Origin of the sequence: Streptococcus downii (assembly GCF_004353325.1) — a bacterium.
Lineage (GTDB): Bacteria > Bacillota > Bacilli > Lactobacillales > Streptococcaceae > Streptococcus > Streptococcus downii.
The window spans coordinates 88495-114360 of sequence record NZ_MZNX01000006.1; the positions used below are offsets into that span (position 1 = coordinate 88495).

Consider the following 25866-nt stretch of genomic DNA (forward strand, 5'->3'; position numbering starts at 1 on the left):
GAGCAAGTTCTATCAGAAGGTAAGGACGGTCTGCTAGTCGAGTATGTTGAAGTGGACGGTGACAATCGCAAGGTTCTCCAAACAGAAGCAACACCAGCTCAAGATCGAGTGATTGAGGTAGGTAGCAAACAAAGCTCAGTTGGAACAGAGGCGCCACCAGTTGTGACTCTTCCTGAGTATGTTCTACCAAGAGAGACTGAAAAACCTGCGCCAGTCGTAACAGATAATTCATCATCAAAAGATGAAAAAGCTCCTGTTACAGCTACAGTCAAAGAAGACAAGGAAAGACTACTCCCTGCAACTGGGGAACAAGAAGCAAGTGCCTTCCTCTTCTTGGCAGCCATTACTTCTATCTTGTCTCTCCTCATCTTCCAAAAGAATTTCAAAGACTAATAACCCTCTTTGATTGATTCTTTTCCATTATTTCAGTTCCCCCGTTGAGAAGACCATTTGGTCTTCTCTTTTTCTATCTGTAAAATTAAAAAACATCCACAAATATACATGGATATTTTGGTATGACTCTGTAAAGTAAGATGATCATTGAAGATAGCTGTTCTCAAATCCAACCACGTTTTCAAATAAACGCTCATCTAAAAAAGAGAGTGCCCCTTGCCTTATCTCATCAGAACATCCATCATAAGTTTCTGCAAGAACTCCACAGACAAAAGATGGTGTTTCGAATTCCAATACCATGAAATCTTCTGACGTTCACAAGCTATCTCCCCTAGATCAGACTTCCCTCTCCCACACCTAGTCACTGACTACTATTTTTGAGTCCAGCATATGCATAGGTTCGATTTCTGGGACACTCTTTTTCCGTCACCACCCTAAAATAAAAGCGATGCTCCCGCCCATCCTTGGCGTTTTCCTTGTTTAAAACAAAGTAGTTTTTCTGATTCATCGCCATAGTGCGTAGGATGTCATCGATCAAAAAAGTCAGTGGTACATTCATAGCAGAGTATTTTTGAAAATCCTCTTCAAAGCGGATATAACTATCTGAAAAATAATCCATCTGCAGTTTGTTTTCATACAAGTCTTTTCTAGTCATACACTCCCCCCTCCCACAGTCGAATTTCTAGGACATCTACTACCTCTACCAGCCTATAGCCCTCATTGGTCCTAATAGATAGAGTTTGAGGTGATAATTCGCTTACCTCACCAATGATCGTGGTTTTCTGCTTCTTTTCCTTGACCACAAAGCATCCCTTCAGTTGCCCGACATAAAGTTGCGAAAGCAAGAGTAACTTCTCAACGGGATTCAGACTCGTCGAGAAAGCTACCCGATTTTTCTCTTCACCGAGTGAACTAGTATGCTCTGAGAGGAAAAAGCCCATCCACTTCTGCATCCCTGGATCTTGATAGTCACGCGCAGATTGAAAGGGTAAATAAGAACGATCAATCATTTTAAACCATCTAATCCTCCAGCAGAATGCCCCCCAATCAGCTTGCTTCTGGCAAGACTCCTAGAGGCTTCTTCCAGTGCATTGGCCTTTAAGAGGGAGGTAAAACCAAATTGTTCCCGAATGGCATCAATAGCCGTCTGGAGCCTTTCTTCTTTTTCTAACTTGTCAACATCATCAAAGAGGGAGATCAAGCCAAAGGACTCGTCCACAAATCCTGAATAGTTGACTCCGACACTTCTGACCGCTCCAGAAGTGTATTTGTTATGAAATAGCTTCAAAACGTGGTCTGTTAAAATAGCTGTATTATTGGTCGGTTCGACCTTCATTTGTGTGTGAATAGACGGCCTGACCTCCTGCTTAGAGAAACCAACATAGATAGAGACAAGGGTTGTTTTCTTGCCCGCCCTTCTCAGCCTAATAGCCACCTGCTCCGCCATTTCTCGGAGAATAATTTCAATATCCCGTAGCTTCACGTAGTCTCTCGGCAAGATTTGAGAATTTCCTAACCCTTGGGACTTGGCTTTATAGGGCCTGTGAACATTGCTCTCATCAATCCCGTTAGCATGAAACCACAAACGCAGGCCAGCCTGACCAAGTGTTTTCTGTAGCTGGTCTGGATTACTGGTGGCCAATTCTCTGATGGAAAAAATCCCCAGAGCATGCAAGCGTTTCTCCATCCGCCTGCCAATCCCCCAAAAGTCCGTCATCTTGGGAATAGCCCAGACCTTCTCTTCCACATCCTTGTAAGACCAGTTGGCCCTCATGGTCGGAGTGTGCTTGGCCTCATTATCCAGAGCCAACTTGGCCAGTAAGGGATTGGCATTGGACATACCCACCGTAGAGTAGATCCCTGTCTGCCTCCAAATATCCCTCTGGATACGAGCAGAAAGCAGATCCAGCTTGTCTTTGCGAGAGAGACTCTTGTCTGGGATAAAATAGTTGAGCGAACTAGTCAGATCGATAAAGCCCTCATCGATAGAGTAGGGATAAATATCATCTGGACTACCATAGTTTTGAAAGATTCGCTGGATTTCCATATTGACCGCTATGTACTCATCCATCCTAGGTGGCACAATCAAAGTCACTTGAGCCCAATCTTCGATGTAGCGAACATAGTCTGAGTCAGTAGGCAAGCCTTGCTTTCGAGCATTGTAATAGGAAAATTTGCGCGTTTTGATATCAAAAGACAGATCATAGGCCCGGCCAACATTAGACTTACCAAAAATCTTCTTAAACATGGGAGAGGAAGCTAAGATAAGACCAGTAGAATTATCCGCGCGACTCATGACACAAAGCGAGGTCTTCAGCGGATGCAAGCCCCGTTTCACACACTCAACGCTGGCATAAAAGGATTTCATATCGACAAAGGCAATGTCACTTTTGGGCTCTCTGGAATAATCAAAGTAGCCCATAGGCTAACCCTCCATCGGCACAAAGTTCCCAACGATAATCCCCACAATCCGAGGATCTTCCTCATAGGAGATGAAAATGTCCTTGTATTTAGGATTGATAGAAACCAGACGCAAACCATCTTCCTCCCGATAGACCCGTTTGATATAGGTCTGGTTGTTACAGACCACTGCATAAACTGCCCCATCATAGTCAAATCCTGTCTCCCGAATCAGAGCCACCGAACCATTTTGATATTTAGGTTCCATAGAGTCCCCAGCCACCCAAGATGCAAAATCATGGGCCAACTCCTCGTTAAAGTAGATCGTATCAAAATTCTGATCATCATAGACCGAAGCCCCGATCCCTGCTGACATGCGTTCATAGACACGGTACTCGTAGAGGCGCTCTGGCATGGTCGTCACCTTCTGTGTTTGTTCCTCTTGAGCTAGGTTGCGAGCATAGAGCACAACCTTGTCCTTCCCTTGCTTGGAGAGGCTATTGTAGAGACGAACAATCTCGATCTGAGTGAAATATCCCTTTGCCACCTTTAAAATATTTTCTAGCTGAGCAACCTTCTCCTTGGATGGTTCCTTAATTCCCCGTTCCCAAGCCGAGTAAGCCTGAAAACTAATCCCTAATTCCTCTGCAATTTCCTTCTGTGTCAATTTTAACTCTTTTCTCCGAGCCTTGAGTTTTTCTGGTTGGTACATGATTCACCCCCTAGTGTGATGTTTTATTGAGAATATCTCTCTTAGAAAAACAAATCGACGGTTGAGCTTACATCTCTAAAATTCAACCAATTCGGTTTAGTTTTATTATATAAAAAAAGTGGACGATTGTCCACTGGGAAAATCAAATTTTAACAGGCACAACTGGAAATTATGAACAAAAAAACATCCAAGAAAACATTCTTGAATGTCTGGACAGATTATAACTCCATTAACCTTGTCAGTAGACTGGAAATGATGATATTATGACCTCCTTATCTCAAATATTGCTGTATGAACCCACTCATTATGAATGTATAAGTCATTTTCTATCATTCTACTAAAGGTGAAACCATTTTTTAAAAGCACCCTCTGAGAGGCTAGATTACCCGTTGCCGTTCCTGCAATGATTCTATTGAAACCATAAGTATGAAACGCCTTGTCTAAAACAAGTCTAACCGCTTCGCTAGCATAGCCTAAGTTGCTAACATTTTCCCCAATCCTATACCCAAGCTCTGCTGTTGTTCGATCATTCTCTAAAACACTTAAATTGATTCTTCCGATCATAACACCTTGTGAATCTCTGATAAGATGCATGTAGATATCCCGATTCGTTTGTTCCGTTAACAATTCCCTCGTGATTTCTTTGAAACCTTCTAAATCAAAATAGTTAGCTGGTCTAGGAGGTAGATTTCGTTCAAAATACTCCCGATTTTCTTTTTCAAAAGAATAAACGTCTAGACTATTTTCCTCAGACAACAGCTCTAAACTAATCATTACAAAACTTCCCTTCTCTTCTTAGTAAAAATATTGTGAGACTTACCTAGCCCTAACAACTCCTACTCTAATTTTTGCAACAGCTTTACAACTTGACGATTTTCAATCCTCACATAGTATACACCACTATCACTGACAAGTTTATCCTCTTTATATTTAGCAATTTTGACAGCATAAAGACCGCGTGGTAGGGGTTGGTTGGCAAAAAATTCCTTCATGAGCGCTTCAAGCTCTTTTAGATAGTCATCATACAAGAGATCTCTTTTTTCTTTTGGAACGAAATACTGAAATTCAAATGTTGGTATAAAAATCTCTTTTTGGAACAGATATTGAGCATCCATTGGATACATTCCTTGCAGAGCTTGGCCCTTGCTTTGATTTTCCTCTAATATTTCATTATAAAGATAGATATTATCAGATTGGTTATTAAATTCAAAATCAATACCTTGATACTTCAAATCAGGAAGTTTAGGATCTTTGATTGAACTGTCCAGTGTTTTTAAAAACTCGCTGGTGCCTGGACTAACCTCAATCCCTAAATAGGCTAATTCTGGGAAAACATCATAAATTTTTTTACCATTTTTGTAATCAACCTCTGCATCTGTCTTTCCATATGTTTCACTTTTTGAAAAGCGAGTATAGTATTTAAATCGAGTTTTAACCTGATAGGTTTTTCCAGCTATATTTTCACTATAGGTACCATGGATTATAAATCCTCCCACACTTGTATAGTTTTTCTCGTATTTTTCTAACTCAAACTGTCCTGTAAGACCGTAATCTTGATAAGAACGATGCACAGCTTGCTCAATCTCAGTTCGACTTGCATGGGCAAACAGCCCCCACATATCCATTAGAGAAAAAATCGGACTGAACACTGTGAAGATTACCATTGGGATCACTATGGATAAGCAACCTATTAATAGCCAATTTCTTTTCTTGGCATTTCCTTCAGATTTTTTAGCAGTTTTCTGTTTCCTTTTTAAGATTAGAATGAGCAAAACCAAAATCCCTAATACTAATAAAACCAATCTACAATCTCCTTTTATCGTGGATAGCTGTTAACAGGTGTATAGGAGGCTGACAGAAATACTCTTCTCACCTGCTAACTTATCCTGAAATCCATAAACTCGTCTGAAACGAGGAACAATCCTTATCCCATTATACCACATGGGCAATGCCGTGAGAAGATGAGAAAAGAAAAAAACACCCCATGGTGTGAACCATGAAGTGCTTTGAAACGTTGATGTAATCGTATTGATTAACGTTTTGAGAATTGTGATGCTTTACGAGCTTTTTTCAAGCCTGGTTGGGGCACCACTTATTTCATCTAATTTCAAAGTTCTTTAAAATCAACGTTTTCATAAGTTTTTAAAAAATAAAATTTCAACTAATTTCAATCAGTTTGATTAAAATAAGGTAAACTTTCATTAAAAATAAGATAAAATCGAACCAGAATATCAAAAGTTTACCCTGTACAAAATTTATATATACCAGAACAACAACATAGAAAAGAGAGCTAGGCACTCTCTTTTTTTATCTATATTTTCGTTTTCCTGCCAATGCAAGGAGGCCAGTGCTTGCTCCAATTAGAGCTAGGAGGCCTGATTCTTTCTCTCCTGTATTTTGATAGTTATTTCTTAGATTCAGCTTTTGCGTTGGTAACTTTTGCAGGCACTTGATATACTTTATCAATTTTAATCATTATAAATATCATGTCGTGTTAGTCTATCTTCATAAATTACTTCTGCCATTAATTCACCAGATAAGTTCTTTTTTGCGTTAGAAACTAGCCAATCAAGAAGATATTCTTTGGTATAATTTCTACCAAACGCTTTGTTATACATATACATTGCATGTAAATTGTCTGAAGATTTTTCAATACAATCAAGCAATCCAAGTTCATTTAGATTTTGTGCTAAAATAATTGAATCTTTTTTTAGTAAATCCATGTAGACTTTTTTTCTATATATCTCATTGGTAATTGATTCCATTTTTTCTAAAACAATATCCAATACTATACTATTTTTCTTAGGTATTGTATTTATTTGATTATTTTTGAATTCTTTTTCATATCGTTTTAATTGTGATAATGATAACGAACCTGTCTTCTTTGTGTAAATATTATAATCGAAATATCTTTTCAAAAATTCTTCCATGCTAATTTTATCTTTTTTTCTCTGTTCATATAGAATTTCTGCCAAATTTTTTGAAATAAACTCTCGTTGCTTTTCTTCCTTTAAATCTCGAAAATAAAAATACATTAGCTTATCCTCTTATTCTTTTATATATTTCTAGTATAAAACATTTTTAAAAAAGTGTCAAAAGTTTCTAATTAAATGAACCTGGATTATGAATAAATGCCGTTTACAAAAGTATTCACTTATGGAATAATAGGCTCATAAGTTGGCCGACTTATAAATTAGTAGTTGCTGTCACTATTGCACTATCAACAGACAGTTTAGGCTTATCTGCCTATGTTGATGCTTATAGAAGCCATGGAGGTAATAATATGGCAATTCCAAGTTGGAAAAGAACTCTTGAAGAAGTTCTAAAACATAAAACACAAGCTACAATAATGAGTAGCGAGAAAACTGGAAACAAATATACAGTTGATGTAATTCCAGTTCTACAAGTAGTTTCAACTGGCTCCGTTGCAAACGTTGATGGAAAATTTAAATATTCAATCGTTGATACCAAAAACAATCTAGAATATACTATTAAAACAACAAATGCAGTTGATGTTAAATTTGGTACCATTCTTCATTTTAGAAATGTTCGAGGCGGTACTACATCAGGCGAACATGGTTGGTATGCTGCTGATTCCGTCACAATTGTTGAAAAATAAAGGGGAAATTAATATGGAAATTCACGAACTTATGAGAGCATTATTGCTACATAATCTTCATGCAAATGGTGTCTTACCCACCCTGGATATTTCACACAGAGAATACGACTTAAATTCTAATTCGTTTTTGCATATATTTACTGGGGAAGTTCTTGTTAGCGGAAGTAACCTACTTGAAATTTTGTCATCTAGCTGGTTTGATACCCACAAATTAACGGAAGCAATTTTACGGGATTTCGAAAAATATGAACCAGCTAAAAACCTACAAGTAAGTGCTGAACTCAATGATTCTCAGGTAGTTATCAGTTACTACATTACTGTGAGCATTTAATTTTTTGAGCAGCTGGTGTATATTTCAGCTGCTCTTCACTTTGAGGAGGAAAAATGTTTTACTTTTTATTCAATATTTTATTAGTATTTTTTCTTTGGTATGCTCTGATTTATTCATTTATTTTCTTAAAAAGACGAGCTGATTTTTTTACTGGTAAAGTAGTAAAAACAAAAAATTTAAAGGTAGTTTCTTTACAAATCTTACTATACCAGGTTGAAACGATTTTTCACTTGGCTAAATCTATATTTAATAAATTCCAAATCTACTTCGAAGAAAAAAATACTCATAAGAGAAAAATAATAGTTCTCCAAAATGTAGTGTACCATTTAAACCAGAATTTAAACAGAGATCTTGAAATCAAGACTGTTTCTCCTTCAACTAGTAACGGAGTCGGTGTTTGGATTTATCTAGTGAACAATTTAAATGATGATGAAAAATTCTCACTAGAAAACTACTTCATAGGAGTTATTTCTAAATACACTAGTGAGTTTGCATTGGATGTATTAACTGTTGAACAGGTCATAGGCGCTGGTTGGGTTGCTATATTCGATGTCAAAACAATCGAAGAGGCAACATACAATCGTATGGCAAGACAGACTGAAATCAATCAAGAAGAAGACTTCTAAGATGATTAAAAACGTTTTTGAAGTCAACAACAGAGGTCAACCCACTCCTGTTTCTATTGATATAGACAGACACTATGCCTGGGTCGTTGCTGGACCATCAGGAGTAGGCAAGTCTACGTTTTTACGCAGGCTCATAGGATTGATTTCCTTTTATGACGAAACTGCTGAAGCATATTTCATGGATTTTAAAGCTGATGAAGATATGTTTTCAATGACTGGAAATCATGTTGCTAGAAGTTTTGAATGCCTCGACTTGTTTGAGACTGTTTATAATCGTTTTAAAGCCAGACTTAATAAGCAAGAAGAAAACTCTCATAATCTTTACCTGATTTTCGATGAGTGGCAAGCTTTCCTAGCTTATCTAGAACAGACTGATAAGAAGAAACATAAAGATATTTTATCAAAAATGTTGATGATGAATAGCATGGGTAGAAGTCTAGGTTTACGAATTATTCTGTCTAGTCAGCGGTTCTTAATGGTAGATTTACCAGGTCGGTATAACTTCAACTGTATAATTTCATTATCTACTAGTTTTCTCATGTCTACGAATAACAGGCAACTCCTTTTTCCTGATATGGAAAAAGATGAAGTTGTAGTAAAACCTAGAGGATATGGCTATTTTCAGCTAGAAGGGGAACCTGTTAAGATGTTTCGCACTATTCAAGTAAGAGACGAAGAACGGTTAAACCAGCGGATACAAGAGCTATTTTCAAGATATAGCTAGCGATTTTTCTGCTACACTTGTTTGATGCGACACTGCCCTTGCAAATGGTTTCATCGGTATAGGTGTCGGCACGACCTCATTAGCAGAAAAATGCCTATTTGCAAGGGCTTGAGGGGTGGAGATTTTTTAAGCGCAACGATGCCAAAGGCAGGGAGTGAAGCGCCAAAAAATACTACCCCGTCCCTTGTTGAATTGGCAAGCGTTCTCGGTTCGATGGGGTTTCATCGGGCAGGAGAGGCTGGGGGTTGGGCAAAGCCCCTAGATAAGATTTATTGGGGTTACTACGACCCCCAATAAATCAATATTCAATAATCATAGAAAGAAGAAAAAATGGCAAAAAAACAACGTTCTAATAAATGGGCTTTTCTCATCTATAAAGAAAGTGCTCCAGAAAATTATTTAGATATTTTCGAAGAGTTACACATTCCATTTATTCTTAGTCCTTGGCACGACAAGGATATAAACAAAGAAACGGGAGAATTTAAGAAAGCACATAAGCATGGAGCATTCTACTTTGATTCTCTCAAAAGCTACTCTCAGGTGTCAGAGTTTATCCAAGATAAACTAAACGGTCCTAGCCATGTGGAACCTGTCATGTCACCAAAAGGTATGTACGATTATTTCATACATGCAGAGAACCCTGAAAAAACTTTATACAGCATAGAGGATATTGAATCAGGTTGTGGATTCGAACTTGATAAGTTCTTGATAGAGCAAAATTCAAATTTATTTTTGGAAACTGTTATCGATGTAATTACCGATAACAATTTTACCGAGTTCGAAGACTTAGTTCACTACGCTAGGAACAAAGATATTTCACTACTGGGATTAATAATTGAACGAACCTACTTTTTTACAAAATTTTTAGATTCTAGACGTTATAATCCCCAAAACAATAAAAAAACCTCATCAGAAGATACTTTGGCGAGCAATTCTGATGAAGTAGGTACAGAAGATTATAAATCTCCTGATACTTCAATTGTAGCACAATAGGGAGGATATTATGCAAGTTATTTTACCAGATGAGCAAATTAATCAGATTCAGCACCTAATTTCTGAACTAATCAAGAAAGAAATTGAAATTAGGTTAAACAATAATAATCTTAACAGTCCGTTTTTAAATAAACAACAGGCTTGCCAATATTTGGGTATCTCAAACAATACTCTTGATAGTTGGATTAAACAAGGACTGCCTACAATAAAAATAGGCAAGACTATACGATTTAATAAAGAGGCCATTAATTCATGGCTTTACTCACAAAACTAGAAATATCTATATTTTTGTTTTATAATAGTCATGATATTTTCTGGTTCGATACACAACAAGGAGAATATCATGACTATCAGTAAGACAAAAAACGGAACTTATCGCTTAAAAGTCTATATCCCAATTGAAGCACGAATGCCACTTGGAATTGTCAATAGCAATTATTACGATAAGAGATTCAAAACGAGAAAGGAGGCAAGGCAAGCTGAGATAGACTTGCTTACCAAGTTAAATCAAATAGAGGATAATGAGTTTTCAGGACTAGCAAAAGGAGATATTCTTTTCTCAAACTTCTATAACAATATCTGGTGGGACTCTTATAAAGCAGGACAAACTACATCCACTTCTAAGCCACCAAGCAAGTCAACAATTGCTAATACCAAAACATGTTTTGAAAAGCATATACTACCACTTCTTGGCAACTATACGATTCAATTTTTAAACCAAAATAAACAGGTTATTCTAAATTTGATGACGGCAAAAGCTAACGAATATGCAAACTTCAAAACTTTACGAAGTTACGTTATTTCTATTTTTGATTGGGCGGAAGAACTTGAGTATATTGAATCAAATAGAGTTGCAAAAACTTTAAGACGAATTAAGGCTGTAAAAAAAATTCAACTTGCAGAATCAAAACGTGATGAAGATTTATATTTAACTCATGAGCAACTCCAAGAGTGGTTTTCAGCCTTTAAAGAGGATTTAGAGAATGATAAAATATCACTCAAAGATTACGTCCTTTTCTATCTCACTTTTTTCCTCGGAGATAGAAAATCAGAAACATATGCTCTCCAGTGGAAACATATCGACTTTTCAAAATCTCAGATTCAGTTAATTCAGGCTTTAGATAGATACGGACAAGTAAAATCTACCAAAGGAAATAAAAAAACAATCTTTTCTATTTCTAGTGACTTACTTCAACTTCTGACTTCATGGAAAAAACAACAAAAATATGAACTGGCAAAGTTTGGTATCATCAGTAATCCAGAACAATTCATCTTTACTTACATAGATACCAAAGGTAATATCAATAAACCTTTACATTCTGACTATCTCAATAATAAGATGAAAACTATCAGAAAGCGACACCCAGAGCTTACACACGCTACGCCACACAAACTACGTCATACGGGAGCAACGCTCGCTAAACAAGCAGGAATGAGCTTAGAAGCCATTTCTGAAGCTCTAACTCATAGCGACACAGGTACAACACAGATTTATGTCAATACTTCTAATGTAGTCCCTATGGCCGTCGGTGAATTTGCCTTACAGTCTCTAAAATAATAAGGTGAAAATAAGGTAAACTTTGAGGTGAACTTTTTCAAAAAACATAAAAAAAGCACCCATGAGGTAAACTCTTGAGTGCTTTGAAACGTTGATATAATCGTATTGATTAACGTTTTGAGAATTGTGATGCTTTACGAGCTTTCTTAAGACCTGGTTTCTTACGTTCAACTTTACGTGAGTCACGTGTAAGAAGTCCTGCGCGTTTCAATGAATCGCGGAAGTCTGGGTCTACTTGAAGAAGGGCACGAGCGATACCGTGACGGATAGCTCCTGCTTGACCAGCGTATCCACCACCTACAACGTTAACGAAAACGTCGTATGAACCTACAGTTGAAGTAACTGCGAATGGTTGGTTGATAACAAGACGAAGGTCAGCGTGTGGGATGTACTCTTCAACATCTTTTTTATTAACAGTGATTTTACCAGTTCCTGGAACAAGGCGAACGCGTGCAACAGCGTTTTTACGACGTCCAGTACCTGCATATTGTGCTTGTGACATACTTTATTGTTCCTTTCCTTAGATAAGTCCTGAAATATCAAGAACTTCTGGTTGTTGTGCAGTGTGAGTGTGCTCAGCTCCAACAAATACTTTCAACTTCATACCTTGAGCGCGGCCAAGAGTATTGTGTGGAAGCATACCTTTAACTGATTTCTCGATCAAACGTACTGCATTTTTAGAACGAAGTTCACCAGCAGAGATTTGTTTCAATCCACCTGGGTGGTTTGAGTGAGTGTAATAGATCTTATCAGTTGCTTTTTTACCAGTCAATTTAACTTTTTCAGCATTGATAACGATTACGAAGTCACCTGTATCAGTGTGTGGTGTGAATGTTGGTTTGTTTTTTCCGCGAAGTACGCTAGCAACAACTGCTGAAAGGCGTCCAAGAGGTACATCAGTTGCGTCAACAACGTACCATTTGCGTTCTACTTGGCCTGGTTTAGCCATGAATGTAGTTTTGTTCATGATTTCTCCTATATGAATATCGTTTTTGTTTACAGGGCGGATGTTCCGGTCCGCAGGGTATTTGAAAGGTTCCGGGGCCTTACAAATGGGGTAAACAATACCGTCTACTATCATACCAAATTTTACTACTAAAAGTCAATAGATATGAAAAATATTTTTACCGATTTCGGTGTTTAACATCTAGAAAAACCTCGCTTTTGCGAGGCTCTCCTATTTGTAAGCTAAGGCACGTTTAAAGGTTTTCCAGATTCCCAAATCATCTGTCTGAAGGACTAGGCTGGCATACATACGTCCGATAAAGGCTGTTGCAGTTACTGCAAAAACAACCGTTATGGCAAGTGAAATCCAAGCTTCTAGACCACTTGCATACCCATTAATAGCTCTAAATGGCATAAAGAAGGTCGAGATGAAAGGAATATAGGAACCAATTTTCAGAACTAAATTGTCTCCTGCAGCACCTAGAGCGGTCACTCCAACGAATCCTGCGATAATCAAGATCATCAGTGGCGACAAGGCCTTTCCTGAATCCTCAGGGCGAGAAACCATAGAACCTAGGAAGGCTGCCAAAACAACGTACATAAAGAGACTAACCAATACAAACAATAAGGTATTGAGCGAGAAGGCATCTCCTAGATGATTTAAAATACCAGATTGAGCCAAGATTGGTAGGTCTTTAAAGAGAAGAATGGCAGCCAGCCCACCCACGACGTAAATGCCAATATGGGTCAAAATCACAAGAAGCAGAGCTAGCATGCGAGCATAGAAATAATGACTAGCTCGGATACTAGAGAAGACCACCTCCATAATTTTGGTTCCTTTCTCGCTAGCCACTTCCTGAGCAGTGACACTAGCATAGGTAATCAAAATCATATAAAGGAAGAAACCGAGACCTGCAGCCGCAATGGTTTGAACAATTTTTTTGTTTTCCTTAGATTCATCAATCTTCTCAGTAAAGTCAACAGTCTGAGCCAGGAGTTTTTCCTGCTCTTGGGACAAATTAGCCGCCGAGCGATTGAGTTGGTATTGAAGTTCATTTAACTTGTTGGTCACCGCTAACTTGATACCTGTTTCAAGCGAAGTTTCACCATGATAGACGGCCTTGATGACGCTGTCCTCTTGAACAATAGTTAGATAACCCTTGATTTTTTCATCCTTGATGGCGGCTTGGGCACTGGCTTCATCCTGATAGTCAAAGTTAATCCCATTGGTACCCTTGAGCCCTCCTGTTACAGATGGTACAGTTGTCACCACTGCTACCTTGCTATTTTTAGCCATCGAAGAATTTTGGAGATATCCGATTCCTACAGACAAACCTAAAAAGAGGAACGGCGAAATCACCATAAAGAAGAAACTCCAGGACTTGACATGTCGCAGATAAGTTTCTTTAATAACTACCCACATATTTCTCATACTTCCACCCCTGATTCTAGTTTAAAGATTTCATCGATTGTTGGAGCTTGTTGGTCAAAGGTCGCGATGTATTGACCTTGAGTGAGGATTGGGAAGAGTTCCCTTCCAGCGCTCTCATCATCGAGGATCAATTTCCAACTGCCTTGCTTGGTCAAGCTCACCTGTTTGACATGAGGAAGACTTTCCAGTTCTTCCTTGCTTCGTTCACTTGAAACAAAGAGACGCGTTTTACCGTATTGATTGCGAACTTCTTGGACTGGTCCATGCAAGACCACACGCCCATCTCGAATCATGAGAATATCATCGCAAAGCTCCTCGACATTGGTCATGACATGGTCAGAAAAGATAATGGTCGCCCCACGCTCTTTTTCTTTTAAGATAACCTGCTTGAGCAACTCGGTATTGACTGGATCCAGACCACTAAAGGGCTCATCCAGGATAATCAAGTCTGGCTCATGGATGAGGGTGATAATCAACTGGATTTTCTGCTGATTTCCTTTTGAGAGGCTCTTGATTTTGTCAGTCAATTTCCCCTTCACTTCCAGTTTTTCCATCCATTGAGGGAGTTTTTCCTTGACTTCCTTAGCATCCATACCTTTTAGAGTCGCCAAGTAGCGAACTTGTTCAAGGACTGTCAACTTGGGCATAAGACTGCGTTCCTCAGGCAGATAACCAATCCGTGCATAGGTTTCCTGACGAATCTCCTGCCCATCCAGACTGATCTCTCCTTGATATTCTAAAAATTTCAACATACTGTGGAAAATCGTTGTTTTCCCAGCACCATTCTTCCCGACCAAGCCCAGAATCCTTCCTGGACTTGCCTGAAAATCGACACCAAACAAGACTTGCTTGGGACCGAAACTTTTCTCTAGATTTCTTACTTCTAACATTTTCCACCTCCGAGATATGTTGCACTTATTATACTCCTTTTTGATAGCCTTTACAAGGATTTATGTCCATTTTATCGGATTATAAGTAGCAAAAGTATCCTATCTCTAATAAATTTTAAGTGCTTCAGTGATAGCTTTAGTATAACTCATTAAAGACTTTCTGAGATGGCTTCCTCCTCAACTATCGCTTTTCTCTTCTGAACTGTCCTTTTGAAACTAAAAATCCACCCCGAAGGATGGATTGATGAGTTAACGTACTTCTGCATTCACTTTTTCTTCGAGTGATGCTTGGATTTTTTCCATATAGCGTGCGACTTCTTCGTCTGTCAAGCTATCTTCTGGATTTTGGAAGGTCAAGCTATAGGCCATTGACTTCATGCCAACTCCCAGTTTTTCGCCTGAGAAGACGTCAAAGAGTTTGATATCTGTCAAACGTTTCACGCCGGCAGCTCGGATAGCATCTACAACTTCTTGGTGAGTGACTTCTGCCTTGAGGAGTAGAGCCACGTCACGACTGACTGCTGGGAATTTGGTGATTTCCACAAATGGAGCAGCTGGTTGAAGGGCAGCTTCGATAGCTGAAAGATTGAGCTCCGCTACATACGTTTCTGGAATATCATAAGCCTTGGCAGTGACTGGATGCACTTGGCCAAGGAAACCAAGAACTTGGTCGCCAAGTGAAATCACGGCCGTACGTCCTGGATGTAGACTTGCAATCTCAGCTGTTGCTGTATAAGTCACTTCTAGTCCCAAGCGAGTAAAGAGCGCTTCAAGGATTCCCTTAGCATAGAAGAAATCAACTGGAACCGCTGCCGTTTGGAAATCTTTTTCTGCAACCAAGCCTGTCAAGGCAAAGGCAAAACTGTTGATTTCATTTGGTAAATCTTCTTTTGGATTGCCTGTTTGTTCAAAGACTTTTCCAATCTCGTAAAGAGCCAAGTTTTTGTTCTTACGAGCCACGTTATAGGCTACCGTATCAAGGATACCAGAAATCATATTTTGACGAAGGACAGAACGGTCCACTGTCATTGGCCACATGAGTTCAGTAAGGTTACTTGGTTGAGCTGTGAACTCAACTGCTTTTTCAGGCGTTGTCAGAGCGTAGGTAATGATTTCTGTCAAACCTGCTCCTTCAGCGATGGTACGAACTTGACGGCGCAATTTTTGTGTCGCAGTCAATTCACCAGCTGTACCGTCATCTTTTGGAAGACTAGTTGGCAAGCGATCATAACCATAGATACGGGCGATTTCTTCAAAGAGGTCAGCTTCAATAGTGATATCCCAACGACGACGGGGTACGCTGACTGTAAAGCTTTCTGCATTGCCAGAAAGGCCAAAGCCAAGACGACGGAAGACATCTTCCACATCAGCATAGGAAAGTTCTGTACCAAGGACGCGGTTGACGTCAGCCAGAGTCGAAGAAACTTCCACATCAGAAGTATCAAGCTCTCCTGCTGAAACGATGCCCTTACGCACTGTCGCACCTGCAAGATCAGCAATCATGCTAGCCGCCGCATCAAGGGCTTCATTGACTGTTGCCATATTAATGCCTTTTTCAAAGCGAGAAGACGACTCAGAACGAAGGTTGAGGCGTCCACTAGTCTTGCGGATGGATTTACCATTGAAAACAGCCGCTTCAAGGACAACACGACTAGAATTTTCAGAGATTTCTGTTGCTTGACCACCCATAACACCTGCAAGGGCTACTGGCTTGTCTGCGACAGTGATGACTAGGTCATTTGTTTCCAAGTCACGTTCTTCACCATCTAAGGTCACCAATTTTTCACCAGCACGCGCTTCACGCACACGGATGTCAGTCCCTTCAAAGGTATCCAAGTCAAAGGCATGCATAGGTTGACCAAAGTAAAGCAAGATATAGTTGGTTACGTCCACTACGTTGTTGATTGGACGGATACCTTCGTTCATAAGAAGGTTTTGCAACCATTGTGGACTTGGTGCGATAGTCACATTGTCCAAGATACGAGCTGCATAGTAGGGTGCCTTGTCTGTCTCAATACCTACAGAAATAGCATCTGCTGCACTTTCATTTGTTTCTGTTAAACTGAATTCCTTAAAGCTAACTGCCTTGTCATAGATGGCTGCCACTTCGTGCGCTACTCCACGCATAGATAGAGCATCTGCACGGTTTGGTGTGATAGAAAGTTCGATGATTTCATCATCCAAGTCTAGGTAAGAAAAGACTTCGTCCCCAGGAACAGCATCTTGAGGCAAGATTTGAATGCCATCTGCAAATTCCTTTGGCACAACGGAGTCAGAAATCCCTAATTCACCAAGTGAACAGATCATTCCAAGTGACTCAAGTCCACGAATTTTTCCTTTTTTAATCTTGTAGTTGTCAGCGATACGAGCTCCTGGAAGTGCCACCATGACCTTGATACCAGCACGCACATTTGGAGCGCCACAGACGATTTGACGGGCTTCTTCTTCACCGACGTTAACCTGACAAACATGGAGGTGAGTTTCTGGCACATCTTCGCAAGACAAGACCTCACCGACGACAATTTTTGAGAGACCAGCAGCAGGTGATTCGACACCTTCTACCTCGATCCCTGTGGTTGACATTTTTTCAGTCAACTCTTGTGATGGCACATCAATGTCCACCAATTCTTTTAACCATTTATAACTAACTAACATATGTAAGATACCAAGGGCTATGCTGAAATCTAGATGACTTTCCTAGATTTCTTTTGGCCCTCGTTTAGATCCTTTCATTTTGTGTTTTCCAGCCCGAGGCTGTCTTAGGAAGAGCTCTTATCTCTTACCATCTCTATAGAATAAAAGTTTTTAGCCACAACTCTGTGAACAAACTCTTTCTATAAAGTTACATTTAAATAGTAAAACTTAACTTCCCAATTAAGAACTATTTCATTCAACCTTCATAGAATGCTTAACTATTTTTTCACAACCACCTTGAATTAATTTTTTTAAATTTTGATAACCAGGATGATAAACAGCATAAAAACTAAGTTCAATATTTAAATCTGAGTTTTCTGAAATTTCTTCTATTAATTCTTCTATAAAAAAAATAAAATCTTTACGCTTACTCTTCGACAAAGCACCACAAACATATATATTTAACTTTTCTTCTTTTGAATCCTGGGACAATATTTCTAATTGTTCGATTAATTTTTTATACGATTGTTTTCTGTAGTCCTTTTTATTATCATCCTTTACTGCCGAAATTAAATTATCCATTACAGATTCGACAACATCAGAAAATAGATCAGTTACATATGATCCGTATAGATTCCTCCAAAATGTACTTGTTTTCATAGTTAAGAATCTTAAATGACGATCATTAATATTTGAATGATGAAATGAAGAAAAATTACTATCAGGGGATTGTTCTCTTTTAGCAGAGGGGTTTACCATAAGTATTATATTAGAAGGATTTATGTAGTCTTTTTGATGATTTTCAATAGCTTCTTCATAGGATATATTTTCAGATGTTGCTTTATCATTATTTTTAGATTCTTTATAAATCGCAAATGAAGATATATCACCAAACTTCTCTAAAAGTTTGTTATAGTTTTGTTCCGAAATCATAAAATATCCTCGCGTTTCAATCTTATTTAAACTGTTCTGAGAAGCGGATATCTCCTTGGTAGAATCCACGGATATCGTTGATTCCGTAACGGAGCATAGCTACACGCTCTTGACCAAGACCAAAGGCAAAGCCAGAGTAAACAGTCGCATCGATTCCGCTCATTTCAAGGACACGTGGGTGAACCATACCGGCACCCATAATCTCGATCCAACCTGTTTTCTTACATACGTTACAGCCTTCTCCACCACACTTGAAGCAGGAAACATCCACTTCAACAGATGGCTCTGTGAATGGGAAATAAGATGGACGCAGACGGATCTGGCGCTCTTCCCCGAACATTTTTTGCACAATCAACTGAAGGGTTCCTTGAAGGTCTGCCATAGAGATGTTTTTCCCAACAACCAAGCCTTCGATTTGGTGGAATTGGTGACTGTGGGTTGCATCGTCCGTATCACGACGGAACACACGTCCTGGTGAGATCATTTTCAAAGGACCTTTAGAAAAGTCATGAGCATCCATGGCACGCGCTTGAACAGGAGACGTGTGAGTACGAAGCAAGATTTCTTCTGTGATGTAGAAAGTGTCCTGCATATCACGGGCTGGGTGATCTTTTGGAAGATTCATACGCTCGAAGTTATAGTAGTCTTGCTCCACTTCAAAACCATCCACAACTTGGTACCCCATACCGATGAAAATATCTTCGATTTCTTCACTTGTTTGTGTGAGAACATGACGGTGACCAGTCGCAACTGGACGACCTGGAAGTGTCACATCGATGCTCTCGCTAGCAAGTTGAGCCGCGACTTTCTTTTCTTCCAAAAGCTTAGCTGTTTCTTCAAATGCTGCAGTCAAGACATCACGAGCTTCATTGACATGTTTCCCAATGATTGGACGCATCTCAGCAGAGACATCTTTCATCCCTTTGAGGATTTCAGTAAGCGAACCTTTTTTACCAAGGACAGAAACACGCAAATCTTGCATCTCTTTTTCATTTTCAGCAGAAATCTGCTTCAAGCTAGCCAGCGTTTCTTCGCGAAGCGCTTTTAATTGTTCTTCAATAGTTGACATAATTCCTCCATCAGTCACTTATCAGATAAAAAGAAAACCACATGCCAAAAACTCCACTCGGAGCGTTGACACGCGGTACCATCCGTTTTCATCTGACAAGTCAGACCTTCATTTCTAAATCCATACGCAAGTGAATTCACCCAGCTTTCATATAGAGAGCTTGCAGTCACGGCTCTCCTCCCTGATATACTTCCCTTGGGCTACTAGTCTTGCGGATTCCTATTCAATTACTACTTAGTTTATCAGATTTTTACCATTCTTGCAAGACCTATCTCACTTCTGCTTGCCTTTAAATCGCCATTGGAAGCGGAGTTTGTCATAGAAGGGAAATTCGATAAATAGGGCTCCCAAGCCTACACTGAGACTAGCAAGGACGTCTGATGGGTAGTGAACTCCCAGATAGACTCTTGACACTAGGACACTGACTAGGTAGAAACCAAGGACAATTTGTACGATTTTTCTCCAGACTGGATCTTTCATCCGTTGACTGAGAATGACAATCAGAGTGCCGACCATCAAGGTTACAGCCAGAGAATGCCCGCTTGGGAAGGAAAATCCCTTCTCCTCGACTAGGTGTAAGATAGCCGGTCGTGGGCGCTGGTAAATATGTTTAAAGGTCACAATCAAAAGACCTGCTAAGGCTAGATTGCCCGCCATGAAGTAGCTTTCTATCTTCCACTGCTTACGATAAAAGATAAAGGCTGCAATGGCAACCCAGGTGATAATCACTGGGATATCGATCAGGCGTGTAAGGGAACGGAACAGAACTGTCAAATAATCTGGTAACTCCCCACGAATAGCAGTCTGAATCGGTTGATCAAAACCGACCAGCGTTTCAGGGTAAAACTTGACCATATAGCCAAGAAGGACGAAAAGTAAAAGGGCAAAACTGCCCTTCATTAAAAATGTTTGTTTATCTCTCATAATGTTTTAAGGTTGATTTCAAGAGGACGTATAACAACCAGAATGAAACGGCAAAGATTACACCTTCAATCAAGTTAAAAGGTAATACCATGGTCATTAGGTAGTTGGAAAGTCCCAAAATTTTTCCAATATCAAAGTTAGCAAACCGCGCGTACAAAGGAACAGCATAGACATAGTTGAGAACCAACATCGCTGAAGTCAATCCTATAGTTCCCACTAGAGATGCTAGTAGGAAACGAAGGGTGCTACGTTCCTTTTTCCAAATCAAACCAAAAGCGATAACAAAAACTCCCAAAGCTATGATATTCATTGGCAAGCCAATGTAGGTATTCACTCCCTGGCTATTCAGAAGCAATTTCAAGAGTGATCGCAACAAGAGAATCCCTAGAGCAGCAGGCAAGTCCATCACCACCAAGCCCACAAGGACTGGCAAGATACTAAATTCGATCTTGAGGAAGGTCGCCGCTGGCAACAGTGGAAAGTCAAAGTACATCAGCACAAATGAAATGGCTGATAAAATCGCAATGGTCGAAAGTCGACGTGTGTTTGTCATAACAGGTTCCTCCAATTTTCTATAAAATCAGAAGAAGTTGGAAAGGATCCCTCTATCTATTCTCACTTTTTATATCCCAAAAGTTCCCCCTCACTCTTTTGAGCAAGCGGTTGCAATTTATCTATAAACTCATCAGAACAGACAAAGCTATTCTTTCGTCTTCTCCCATCCAGACTATACTGTCGGTTGTGGAATCGCACCACATCAGCTTGCGCTCGCGGACTTATTTGGCTAAGATATTTTAGATCTATCTAGGCGTCGCAGTCAAAGATAATACTTAAAGTATATCGAGACAAGACAACGACGAGAAAGCTAAAATAGCCAGTCAAATTTACCGCCGGTCGGGAATCTCACCCTGCCCTGAAGACCTTTTTATCATAACAAAAAACGCTTGCAAGTGCAAGCGTTTTGTTTATTTCAATTTATCCGCTTCATAGGTGTGAACGAGCTCTAATCCAGCAAAATGTTGCTGACGAAGAGCCTCGTAGACAATCATGCATACCGTATTAGACACATTGAGGCTGCGAACATGCTCATCATTCATAGGGATACGGAGAGCCTTCTCAGGATGTTCTCTCATAAAGTCCTCTGGTAAGCCCTTATCTTCACGCCCAAAGAGAAAATAATGATCCTCACCGCCTGCCAAATTCGCCTCAGAATAAACCTTTTCTGCGAATTTCGAAATCAGGTAGACTTGCCCTTTCATCTGAGACATGAAATCTTCCAAACTGTCATAAAAATAAATCTCAAGCTTATCCCAGTAATCCAAGCCAGCTCGCTTCATTTTGCGGTCATCAATAGGAAAGCCCATCGGTTTGATGATGTGGAGGGGAGAATTGGTCGCAGCGCAAGTACGCGCAATGTTACCTGTATTTTGTGGAATCTGAGGTTCAAATAATACAATGTGATTTGTCATGACGGGCTTCCTTTTATCATTGCAAAAAAATAGCCACACTGCCCGGAGTCAAGCTCAGCAAACAGCGTGGTTAAGGCATCGTTAACTTACCTCACAACAGGTTTGAAGTAAATCAGCGAAACTACTTTCTTAGTATAACACTTTCAGAATCAATGTCAATAGAAACGACTTGATTTTTTTACTTTTTTTGATGATATTTTCATGTTTGGTCATTCCATTTCTGAAAAGGAGTAGTAAAAGAGTAAAATCACTTCAAATCAGAGACATTGTTATAGAAGTTAAGCAAATTTATCTTCAGAAACTTGAAAAAGTCCTTTCTTCCCCTAAAAATCGGCTTGGCAAGTGCATTTTTTGCTAAAAAAGGGTATGATAGTTACATCATGAAAAAGTAGGTTTTTTATATGAAAATTGTCCTTGTTGGTGGAGGGAAAGTCGGTTTTGCCCTCTGTCGTTCACTAGTAGCGGAAAACCATGACGTTGTCCTCATCGAGCAAAATGAAGCTGTACTGAACCATATTGTCAGCCGCTTTGATATCATGGGCCTCCTTGGAAATGGTGCTGACTTTGCCATCTTGGAACAAGCCGGCGTCCAAGAGTGCGATATCTTTATCGCTCTAACTGAATACGATGAAGTGAATATGATTTCAGCGGTACTTGCTAAAAAAATGGGCGCTAAAGAAACCATCGTTCGAGTGCGAAATCCTGAATACTCTAATACCTATTTTAAAGAGAAAAATATTCTTGGATTTTCACTTATCGTTAACCCAGAACTCTTAGCAGCGCGTGCGATCTCAAATATCATTGATTTCCCTAATGCCCTATCTGTCGAACGATTTGCTGGAGGTCGGGTCAGTCTCATGGAGTTTGTTGTCAAGGATTCTAGCGATCTTTGTCAAATGCCAATCTCAGACTTCCGTAAAAAATTTGGTAATGTTATCGTCTGTGCTATGGAGAGAGATCATCAACTGATGATTCCAAGCGGTGATGTTACTATCCAAGACAAGGATAGGATTTTTGTTACGGGAAATCGTGTAGATATGATGCTTTTCCATAACTATTTTAAATCTCGTGCAGTGAAGAGCTTACTTATCGTTGGAGCTGGAAAGATCGCTTATTATCTACTCGGCATTTTAAAAGACAGTCGCATTGATACCAAGGTCATCGAGATCAATCCTGAAAGAGCTCGTTTCTTCAGCGAAAAGTTCCCCAATCTCTATATTGTCCAAGGGGATGGAACTGCAAAAGACATTTTGCTGGAAGAAAGTGCTCCCCACTATGATGCAGTCGCAACCTTGACTGGAGTTGATGAGGAAAATATCATCACCTCTATGTATCTTGACCGAGTTGGCGTCCATAAAAATATCACCAAGGTCAACCGAACAAGCCTTTTAGAGATTATCCACGCGCCTGATTTTTCAAGTATCATTACACCAAAAAGCATCGCGGTAGATGCCATTATGCACTTTATCCGTGGTCGAGTAAACGCTCAGTATTCAGATCTTCAAGCCATGCACCATCTCGCAAACGGTCAAATTGAAACTCTCCAATTCCAAATCAAGGAAGCTAATAAAATGACTGCCAAACCTCTTTCACAGCTAAAATTGAAGAAAGGGGTTCTCATTGCAGCCATTATCCGAAAAGGAAAAACAATTTTCCCTACTGGAGAGGATATGCTTGAGGTGGGAGACAAGTTACTCGTGACGACCTTATTGCCAAACATCACCAAAATCTATGATTTGATTGAGAGGTAAAAAATGAATAAAAGTATGATTCGTTACCTCCTCTCAAAACTTCTCTTGATTGAGGCTGTTCTCCTCCTAGTTCCTGTTAGTGTAGCGATCTATTACCAAGAATCCAGTCAAGTATTTACAGCACTCTTTACTACGATTGGAATTTTAGTCCTTCTCGGTGGTCTAGGCGTTTTACGGAAACCGAAAAATCAACGGATTTATGCCAAGGAGGGAGTCTTAATTGTTGCCCTCTGCTGGATTCTCTGGTCTTTCTTTGGCGGCCTCCCCTTTGTCTTTTCAGGACAAATCCCCAGCATTATCGATGCCTTCTTTGAAATCAGTTCTGGATTTACAACTACAGGAGCAACTATTCTGAACGATGTTTCCGTCCTCAGTCGTTCCCTCCTCTTCTGGCGAAGTTTCACCCACTTGATCGGAGGGATGGGGGTGCTCGTCTTTGCGCTTGCTATTATGGACAATGCCAAGAATAGCCACTTGGAGGTGATGAAGGCTGAGGTCCCTGGACCCGTCTTTGGCAAGGTCGTATCCAAGCTAAAAAACACTGCCCAGATTCTCTATCTGCTTTATCTGGCTCTCTTCTCCCTTTTTGTGATTATCTACTACCTAGCAGGTATGCCTCTCTATGATAGCTTTGTCATCGCTATGGGAACAGCTGGTACAGGAGGATTCACCGTCTACAACGATGGAATTGCCCACTATGGTAGCTCACTCATCACCTATCTAGTTAGTATCGGAGTTCTGGTTTTTGGGGTTAACTTTAATCTCTACTACTACCTCATGCTCCGTCGGGTCAAGGCCTTCTTTGGAGATGAAGAACTGCGGGCTTATGTCATTATTGTCCTCGTGTCTACAGGTTTGATTACTCTCAATACCCTCCACCTTTACCAAGGTGTCTCTAAGAGTCTTGAGATGGCTCTCTTCCAGGTTTCCAATATCATCACGACAACAGGTTTTGGTTACGGAGATATTACCAACTGGCCCCTCTTCTCCCAATTTATCCTCCTCTTCCTCATGGGAATCGGTGGATCAGCTGGTTCAACTGCTGGTGGTCTCAAAATTATCCGTGGGCTCATCCTCACAAAAATTGCCAAAAATCAGATTTTATCTATTTTATCCCCTCACCGTGTCTTGACTCTACATGTCAATAAAACCGTGATTGATAAGGATACCCAGCACAAGATTCTTAAATATTTTGCCATCTACGTGATGATTATACTCTCTCTCATCTTTATCGTCAGTCTTGATAGCAATGATTTTCTAGTCGTGACCAGTGCTGTCTTCAGCTGTTTTAACAATATCGGACCTATTCTAGGTACAACCTCTAGTTTTGCCATCTTTAGTCCCGTCTCTAAAATCCTCCTCTCCTTTGCAATGATTGCAGGTCGTTTAGAGATATACCCAATTTTGCTACTCTTTATGAAACGTACCTGGTCTAAACGTTAATTATAATTACAATTCCCCTTTTACAAGATAGTAAAAGGGGGATTTTTTTATTAAAAATGAGAAGACCATTCGGTCCTCTCCTAGTCTGTTTATTTTTTAAGAGCTTCTTTGTATCGAGCAACTTCCGCTTGGTTAGCCCAAACATAGTGACCTGGACGAATTTCTACCATAGATGGCTTATCTGTCTCATAGTCATGTTGGTCAGGATCGTAAACTTTCAAGACCTTCTTGCGTTCCAAGATTGGATCTGGAATCGGTACAGCAGATAGAAGTGCTTGAGTGTATGGGTGGACAGGATTGTTAAACAATTCCTCTGTCTCCGCCACTTCGACGATAACTCCCTTATAGATAACCGCGATACGATCTGAGATAAAGCGAACAACTGACAAGTCATGCGCGATAAAGAGATAGGTCAAGCCCAACTCTTTTTGGAACTTCTTGAGCAAGTTCAAGACTTGCGCACGCACTGATACGTCCAAGGCTGAAATTGGCTCATCTGCAATAACAAAATCAGGTTCCATCACAAGGGCACGGGCAATCCCGATACGCTGACGTTGACCACCAGAAAACTCGTGTGGATAACGGGTCAAGTGTTCTTTCAAAAGTCCAACTTCATGGATCATCTTTTGAACTTTTTCTTTTCGATCTTCTTCATCTTTAAACAAGTGGTAGTTGTAAAGACCTTCGGAGATGATATAGTCAACTGTCGCACGCTCATTCAAGCTTGCTGCAGGGTCCTGGAAAATCATCTGGATACGACGGATTAAGTCTGCTGATTCCTTATGAGATTTTTTCCCATTGATTTTCTGGCCATCAAAGATAATCTCACCTTTACTAGTGTTATTTAAACCAATAATGGCACGACCAATCGTTGTTTTCCCACTACCAGACTCACCAACAAGAGAGAAGGTTTCTCCCTTATTGATAAAGAAGTTGGCGTTTTTAACTGCCACAAACTTCTTACTTCCTTCACCGAAGGAAATTTCTAAATCTTTAATTTCTACTAATTTTTCAGACATT

At 39.8% G+C, this 25866-nt stretch carries 30 protein-coding genes and 1 riboswitch; of the genes, 10 read left to right on the plus strand and 20 right to left on the minus strand.

From position 1 onward, the window contains the following. A partial coding sequence (locus tag E2R31_RS09945) for an LPXTG cell wall anchor domain-containing protein (protein ID WP_243701283.1) occupies positions 1 to 393 on the plus strand: 393 nt, incomplete at its 5' end. A gap of 144 nt (positions 394 to 537) precedes the next feature. Here E2R31_RS09945 and E2R31_RS02220 read toward each other — a convergent pair. The 9 genes from E2R31_RS02220 to E2R31_RS02260 form a co-directional block, all read right to left on the minus strand. Beyond that, on the minus strand, positions 538 to 693 hold the full coding sequence (locus E2R31_RS02220) for a hypothetical protein (protein ID WP_042902011.1): 156 nt from the start codon (positions 691 to 693) through the stop codon (positions 538 to 540). 61 nt (positions 694 to 754) lie between these two features. Next, positions 755 to 1048, minus strand: a complete 294-nt coding sequence (locus E2R31_RS02225; RefSeq protein ID WP_000196987.1) for a DUF5960 family protein — start codon at positions 1046 to 1048, stop codon at positions 755 to 757. After that, positions 1041 to 1403, minus strand: a complete 363-nt coding sequence (locus E2R31_RS02230; protein ID WP_000567207.1) for a hypothetical protein — start codon at positions 1401 to 1403, stop codon at positions 1041 to 1043. Before E2R31_RS02230 ends, E2R31_RS02225 begins: the two co-directional genes overlap by 8 nt. Next, positions 1400 to 2815: a Y-family DNA polymerase gene (locus tag E2R31_RS02235; protein ID WP_132972625.1), complete on the minus strand. Its 1416-nt coding sequence runs from the start codon at positions 2813 to 2815 to the stop codon at positions 1400 to 1402. The genes E2R31_RS02230 and E2R31_RS02235 overlap by 4 nt, the downstream gene beginning before the upstream one ends. A 3-nt stretch (positions 2816 to 2818) precedes the next feature. Further along, positions 2819 to 3505: a LexA family transcriptional regulator gene (locus E2R31_RS02240; protein WP_084944884.1), complete on the minus strand. Its 687-nt coding sequence runs from the start codon at positions 3503 to 3505 to the stop codon at positions 2819 to 2821. 261 nt (positions 3506 to 3766) lie between these two features. Beyond that, positions 3767 to 4279, minus strand: coding sequence for a GNAT family N-acetyltransferase (locus E2R31_RS02245; RefSeq protein ID WP_084944053.1), 513 nt, complete (start codon positions 4277 to 4279; stop codon positions 3767 to 3769). A gap of 62 nt (positions 4280 to 4341) precedes the next feature. Then, positions 4342 to 5307 carry a hypothetical protein gene (locus tag E2R31_RS02250; RefSeq protein WP_042902005.1) on the minus strand — a complete coding sequence of 322 codons (966 nt, stop codon included), beginning with the start codon at positions 5305 to 5307 and terminating at the stop codon, positions 4342 to 4344. Between the two features lie 505 nt (positions 5308 to 5812). Beyond that, the gene (locus E2R31_RS02255; RefSeq protein ID WP_243701284.1) at positions 5813 to 5971 is read right to left on the minus strand and encodes an LPXTG cell wall anchor domain-containing protein; all 159 of its coding nucleotides are present in this window, start codon (positions 5969 to 5971) and stop codon (positions 5813 to 5815) included. Positions 5972 to 5973: 2 nt separating this feature from the next. Continuing rightward, the gene (locus E2R31_RS02260; RefSeq protein ID WP_132972627.1) at positions 5974 to 6540 is read right to left on the minus strand and encodes a hypothetical protein; all 567 of its coding nucleotides are present in this window, start codon (positions 6538 to 6540) and stop codon (positions 5974 to 5976) included. A gap of 248 nt (positions 6541 to 6788) precedes the next feature. Between E2R31_RS02260 and E2R31_RS02265 the strand changes: the two genes are divergently transcribed. From E2R31_RS02265 to E2R31_RS09820, 7 genes are all read left to right on the plus strand, one after another. Beyond that, positions 6789 to 7124: a hypothetical protein gene (locus tag E2R31_RS02265; protein ID WP_132972629.1), complete on the plus strand. Its 336-nt coding sequence runs from the start codon at positions 6789 to 6791 to the stop codon at positions 7122 to 7124. Positions 7125 to 7137: 13 nt separating this feature from the next. Continuing rightward, positions 7138 to 7455, plus strand: coding sequence for a hypothetical protein (locus E2R31_RS02270; protein WP_132972631.1), 318 nt, complete (start codon positions 7138 to 7140; stop codon positions 7453 to 7455). Positions 7456 to 7508: 53 nt separating this feature from the next. Then, positions 7509 to 8081, plus strand: coding sequence for a hypothetical protein (locus tag E2R31_RS02275; RefSeq protein WP_132972633.1), 573 nt, complete (start codon positions 7509 to 7511; stop codon positions 8079 to 8081). Between the two features lies 1 nt (position 8082). Beyond that, on the plus strand, positions 8083 to 8805 hold the full coding sequence (locus E2R31_RS02280) for a P-loop NTPase family protein (protein WP_132972635.1): 723 nt from the start codon (positions 8083 to 8085) through the stop codon (positions 8803 to 8805). A 330-nt stretch (positions 8806 to 9135) separates the two neighbouring features. Then, entirely contained in the window at positions 9136 to 9798 is a 663-nt protein-coding gene (locus E2R31_RS02285; protein ID WP_132972637.1) for a replication protein, read from the plus strand. Between the two features lie 10 nt (positions 9799 to 9808). Further along, positions 9809 to 10072, plus strand: a complete 264-nt coding sequence (locus E2R31_RS02290; protein WP_132972639.1) for a helix-turn-helix domain-containing protein — start codon at positions 9809 to 9811, stop codon at positions 10070 to 10072. Between the two features lie 69 nt (positions 10073 to 10141). Next, positions 10142 to 11356 (plus strand): site-specific integrase, encoded by a 1215-nt coding sequence (locus E2R31_RS09820; RefSeq protein ID WP_165941779.1) that lies wholly within the window; start codon positions 10142 to 10144, stop codon positions 11354 to 11356. Between the two features lie 109 nt (positions 11357 to 11465). Here the strand turns inward: E2R31_RS09820 and rpsI are convergent, their stop codons facing one another. The 10 genes from rpsI to E2R31_RS02350 form a co-directional block, all read right to left on the minus strand. After that, positions 11466 to 11858 carry a 30S ribosomal protein S9 gene (rpsI, locus tag E2R31_RS02305; protein WP_000075969.1) on the minus strand — a complete coding sequence of 131 codons (393 nt, stop codon included), beginning with the start codon at positions 11856 to 11858 and terminating at the stop codon, positions 11466 to 11468. A gap of 18 nt (positions 11859 to 11876) precedes the next feature. After that, a complete protein-coding gene (gene rplM / locus E2R31_RS02310) occupies positions 11877 to 12323 on the minus strand; it encodes a 50S ribosomal protein L13 (RefSeq protein ID WP_050234169.1) in 447 nt (148 codons plus the stop codon). Positions 12324 to 12533: 210 nt separating this feature from the next. Then, entirely contained in the window at positions 12534 to 13733 is a 1200-nt protein-coding gene (locus E2R31_RS02315) for an ABC transporter permease (protein ID WP_132972641.1), read from the minus strand. Then, positions 13730 to 14623 carry an ABC transporter ATP-binding protein gene (locus E2R31_RS02320; protein WP_132972643.1) on the minus strand — a complete coding sequence of 298 codons (894 nt, stop codon included), beginning with the start codon at positions 14621 to 14623 and terminating at the stop codon, positions 13730 to 13732. The genes E2R31_RS02315 and E2R31_RS02320 overlap by 4 nt, the downstream gene beginning before the upstream one ends. 249 nt (positions 14624 to 14872) lie before the next feature. Next, on the minus strand, positions 14873 to 17278 hold the full coding sequence (gene pheT / locus E2R31_RS02325; RefSeq protein ID WP_132972645.1) for a phenylalanine--tRNA ligase subunit beta: 2406 nt from the start codon (positions 17276 to 17278) through the stop codon (positions 14873 to 14875). A 231-nt stretch (positions 17279 to 17509) separates the two neighbouring features. Next, positions 17510 to 18190 (minus strand): hypothetical protein, encoded by a 681-nt coding sequence (locus E2R31_RS02330; RefSeq protein ID WP_000622617.1) that lies wholly within the window; start codon positions 18188 to 18190, stop codon positions 17510 to 17512. A 22-nt stretch (positions 18191 to 18212) separates the two neighbouring features. Continuing rightward, positions 18213 to 19259, minus strand: a complete 1047-nt coding sequence (pheS, locus tag E2R31_RS02335) for a phenylalanine--tRNA ligase subunit alpha (protein WP_000103735.1) — start codon at positions 19257 to 19259, stop codon at positions 18213 to 18215. A 273-nt stretch (positions 19260 to 19532) separates the two neighbouring features. Continuing rightward, the gene (locus E2R31_RS02340) at positions 19533 to 20183 is read right to left on the minus strand and encodes a phosphatase PAP2 family protein (RefSeq protein ID WP_132972647.1); all 651 of its coding nucleotides are present in this window, start codon (positions 20181 to 20183) and stop codon (positions 19533 to 19535) included. Further along, positions 20173 to 20736, minus strand: a complete 564-nt coding sequence (locus E2R31_RS02345) for an ECF transporter S component (RefSeq protein WP_132972649.1) — start codon at positions 20734 to 20736, stop codon at positions 20173 to 20175. Before E2R31_RS02345 ends, E2R31_RS02340 begins: the two co-directional genes overlap by 11 nt. 153 nt (positions 20737 to 20889) lie before the next feature. Next, positions 20890 to 21108: riboswitch (FMN riboswitch) on the minus strand. Between the two features lie 40 nt (positions 21109 to 21148). After that, positions 21149 to 21652, minus strand: coding sequence for a tRNA (cytidine(34)-2'-O)-methyltransferase (locus E2R31_RS02350; protein WP_132972651.1), 504 nt, complete (start codon positions 21650 to 21652; stop codon positions 21149 to 21151). A gap of 401 nt (positions 21653 to 22053) precedes the next feature. Between E2R31_RS02350 and trkA the strand changes: the two genes are divergently transcribed. Together trkA and E2R31_RS02365 are read left to right on the plus strand one after the other, a co-directional pair. Continuing rightward, on the plus strand, positions 22054 to 23403 hold the full coding sequence (gene trkA, locus E2R31_RS02360; protein ID WP_132972653.1) for a Trk system potassium transporter TrkA: 1350 nt from the start codon (positions 22054 to 22056) through the stop codon (positions 23401 to 23403). 3 nt (positions 23404 to 23406) lie between these two features. Next, positions 23407 to 24846, plus strand: coding sequence for a TrkH family potassium uptake protein (locus E2R31_RS02365; RefSeq protein WP_132972655.1), 1440 nt, complete (start codon positions 23407 to 23409; stop codon positions 24844 to 24846). 89 nt (positions 24847 to 24935) lie between these two features. Here the strand turns inward: E2R31_RS02365 and E2R31_RS02370 are convergent, their stop codons facing one another. Beyond that, the gene (locus E2R31_RS02370) at positions 24936 to 25865 is read right to left on the minus strand and encodes an ATP-binding cassette domain-containing protein (RefSeq protein WP_001291315.1); all 930 of its coding nucleotides are present in this window, start codon (positions 25863 to 25865) and stop codon (positions 24936 to 24938) included. Position 25866 lies beyond the last annotated feature (1 nt).

What these genes read in the sequence shown, in the direction of transcription:
- E2R31_RS02270 (WP_132972631.1), top strand. Translation starts at nt 7,138, where the DNA reads ATGGAAATTCACGAACTTATGAGAGCATTATTGCTACATAATCTTCAT.
- rplM (WP_050234169.1), bottom strand. Translation starts at nt 12,323, where the DNA reads ATGAACAAAACTACATTCATGGCTAAACCAGGCCAAGTAGAACGCAAA.
- E2R31_RS02370 (WP_001291315.1), bottom strand. Translation starts at nt 25,865, where the DNA reads ATGTCTGAAAAATTAGTAGAAATTAAAGATTTAGAAATTTCCTTCGGT.
- E2R31_RS02315 (WP_132972641.1), bottom strand. Translation starts at nt 13,733, where the DNA reads ATGAGAAATATGTGGGTAGTTATTAAAGAAACTTATCTGCGACATGTC.
- E2R31_RS02245 (WP_084944053.1), bottom strand. Translation starts at nt 4,279, where the DNA reads ATGATTAGTTTAGAGCTGTTGTCTGAGGAAAATAGTCTAGACGTTTAT.
- E2R31_RS02275 (WP_132972633.1), top strand. Translation starts at nt 7,509, where the DNA reads ATGTTTTACTTTTTATTCAATATTTTATTAGTATTTTTTCTTTGGTAT.
- E2R31_RS02320 (WP_132972643.1), bottom strand. Translation starts at nt 14,623, where the DNA reads ATGTTAGAAGTAAGAAATCTAGAGAAAAGTTTCGGTCCCAAGCAAGTC.
- E2R31_RS02225 (WP_000196987.1), bottom strand. Translation starts at nt 1,048, where the DNA reads ATGACTAGAAAAGACTTGTATGAAAACAAACTGCAGATGGATTATTTT.
- trkA (WP_132972653.1), top strand. Translation starts at nt 22,054, where the DNA reads ATGAAAATTGTCCTTGTTGGTGGAGGGAAAGTCGGTTTTGCCCTCTGT.
- E2R31_RS02240 (WP_084944884.1), bottom strand. Translation starts at nt 3,505, where the DNA reads ATGTACCAACCAGAAAAACTCAAGGCTCGGAGAAAAGAGTTAAAATTG.
- E2R31_RS02280 (WP_132972635.1), top strand. Translation starts at nt 8,083, where the DNA reads ATGATTAAAAACGTTTTTGAAGTCAACAACAGAGGTCAACCCACTCCT.
- E2R31_RS02265 (WP_132972629.1), top strand. Translation starts at nt 6,789, where the DNA reads ATGGCAATTCCAAGTTGGAAAAGAACTCTTGAAGAAGTTCTAAAACAT.
- E2R31_RS02235 (WP_132972625.1), bottom strand. Translation starts at nt 2,815, where the DNA reads ATGGGCTACTTTGATTATTCCAGAGAGCCCAAAAGTGACATTGCCTTT.
- pheS (WP_000103735.1), bottom strand. Translation starts at nt 19,259, where the DNA reads ATGTCAACTATTGAAGAACAATTAAAAGCGCTTCGCGAAGAAACGCTG.
- pheT (WP_132972645.1), bottom strand. Translation starts at nt 17,278, where the DNA reads ATGTTAGTTAGTTATAAATGGTTAAAAGAATTGGTGGACATTGATGTG.
- E2R31_RS02220 (WP_042902011.1), bottom strand. Translation starts at nt 693, where the DNA reads ATGGTATTGGAATTCGAAACACCATCTTTTGTCTGTGGAGTTCTTGCA.
- E2R31_RS02340 (WP_132972647.1), bottom strand. Translation starts at nt 20,183, where the DNA reads ATGAGAGATAAACAAACATTTTTAATGAAGGGCAGTTTTGCCCTTTTA.
- E2R31_RS02350 (WP_132972651.1), bottom strand. Translation starts at nt 21,652, where the DNA reads ATGACAAATCACATTGTATTATTTGAACCTCAGATTCCACAAAATACA.
- E2R31_RS02345 (WP_132972649.1), bottom strand. Translation starts at nt 20,736, where the DNA reads ATGACAAACACACGTCGACTTTCGACCATTGCGATTTTATCAGCCATT.
- E2R31_RS02365 (WP_132972655.1), top strand. Translation starts at nt 23,407, where the DNA reads ATGAATAAAAGTATGATTCGTTACCTCCTCTCAAAACTTCTCTTGATT.
- E2R31_RS09820 (WP_165941779.1), top strand. Translation starts at nt 10,142, where the DNA reads ATGACTATCAGTAAGACAAAAAACGGAACTTATCGCTTAAAAGTCTAT.
- E2R31_RS02230 (WP_000567207.1), bottom strand. Translation starts at nt 1,403, where the DNA reads ATGATTGATCGTTCTTATTTACCCTTTCAATCTGCGCGTGACTATCAA.
- E2R31_RS02330 (WP_000622617.1), bottom strand. Translation starts at nt 18,190, where the DNA reads ATGATTTCGGAACAAAACTATAACAAACTTTTAGAGAAGTTTGGTGAT.
- E2R31_RS02290 (WP_132972639.1), top strand. Translation starts at nt 9,809, where the DNA reads ATGCAAGTTATTTTACCAGATGAGCAAATTAATCAGATTCAGCACCTA.
- rpsI (WP_000075969.1), bottom strand. Translation starts at nt 11,858, where the DNA reads ATGTCACAAGCACAATATGCAGGTACTGGACGTCGTAAAAACGCTGTT.
- E2R31_RS02260 (WP_132972627.1), bottom strand. Translation starts at nt 6,540, where the DNA reads ATGTATTTTTATTTTCGAGATTTAAAGGAAGAAAAGCAACGAGAGTTT.
- E2R31_RS02285 (WP_132972637.1), top strand. Translation starts at nt 9,136, where the DNA reads ATGGCAAAAAAACAACGTTCTAATAAATGGGCTTTTCTCATCTATAAA.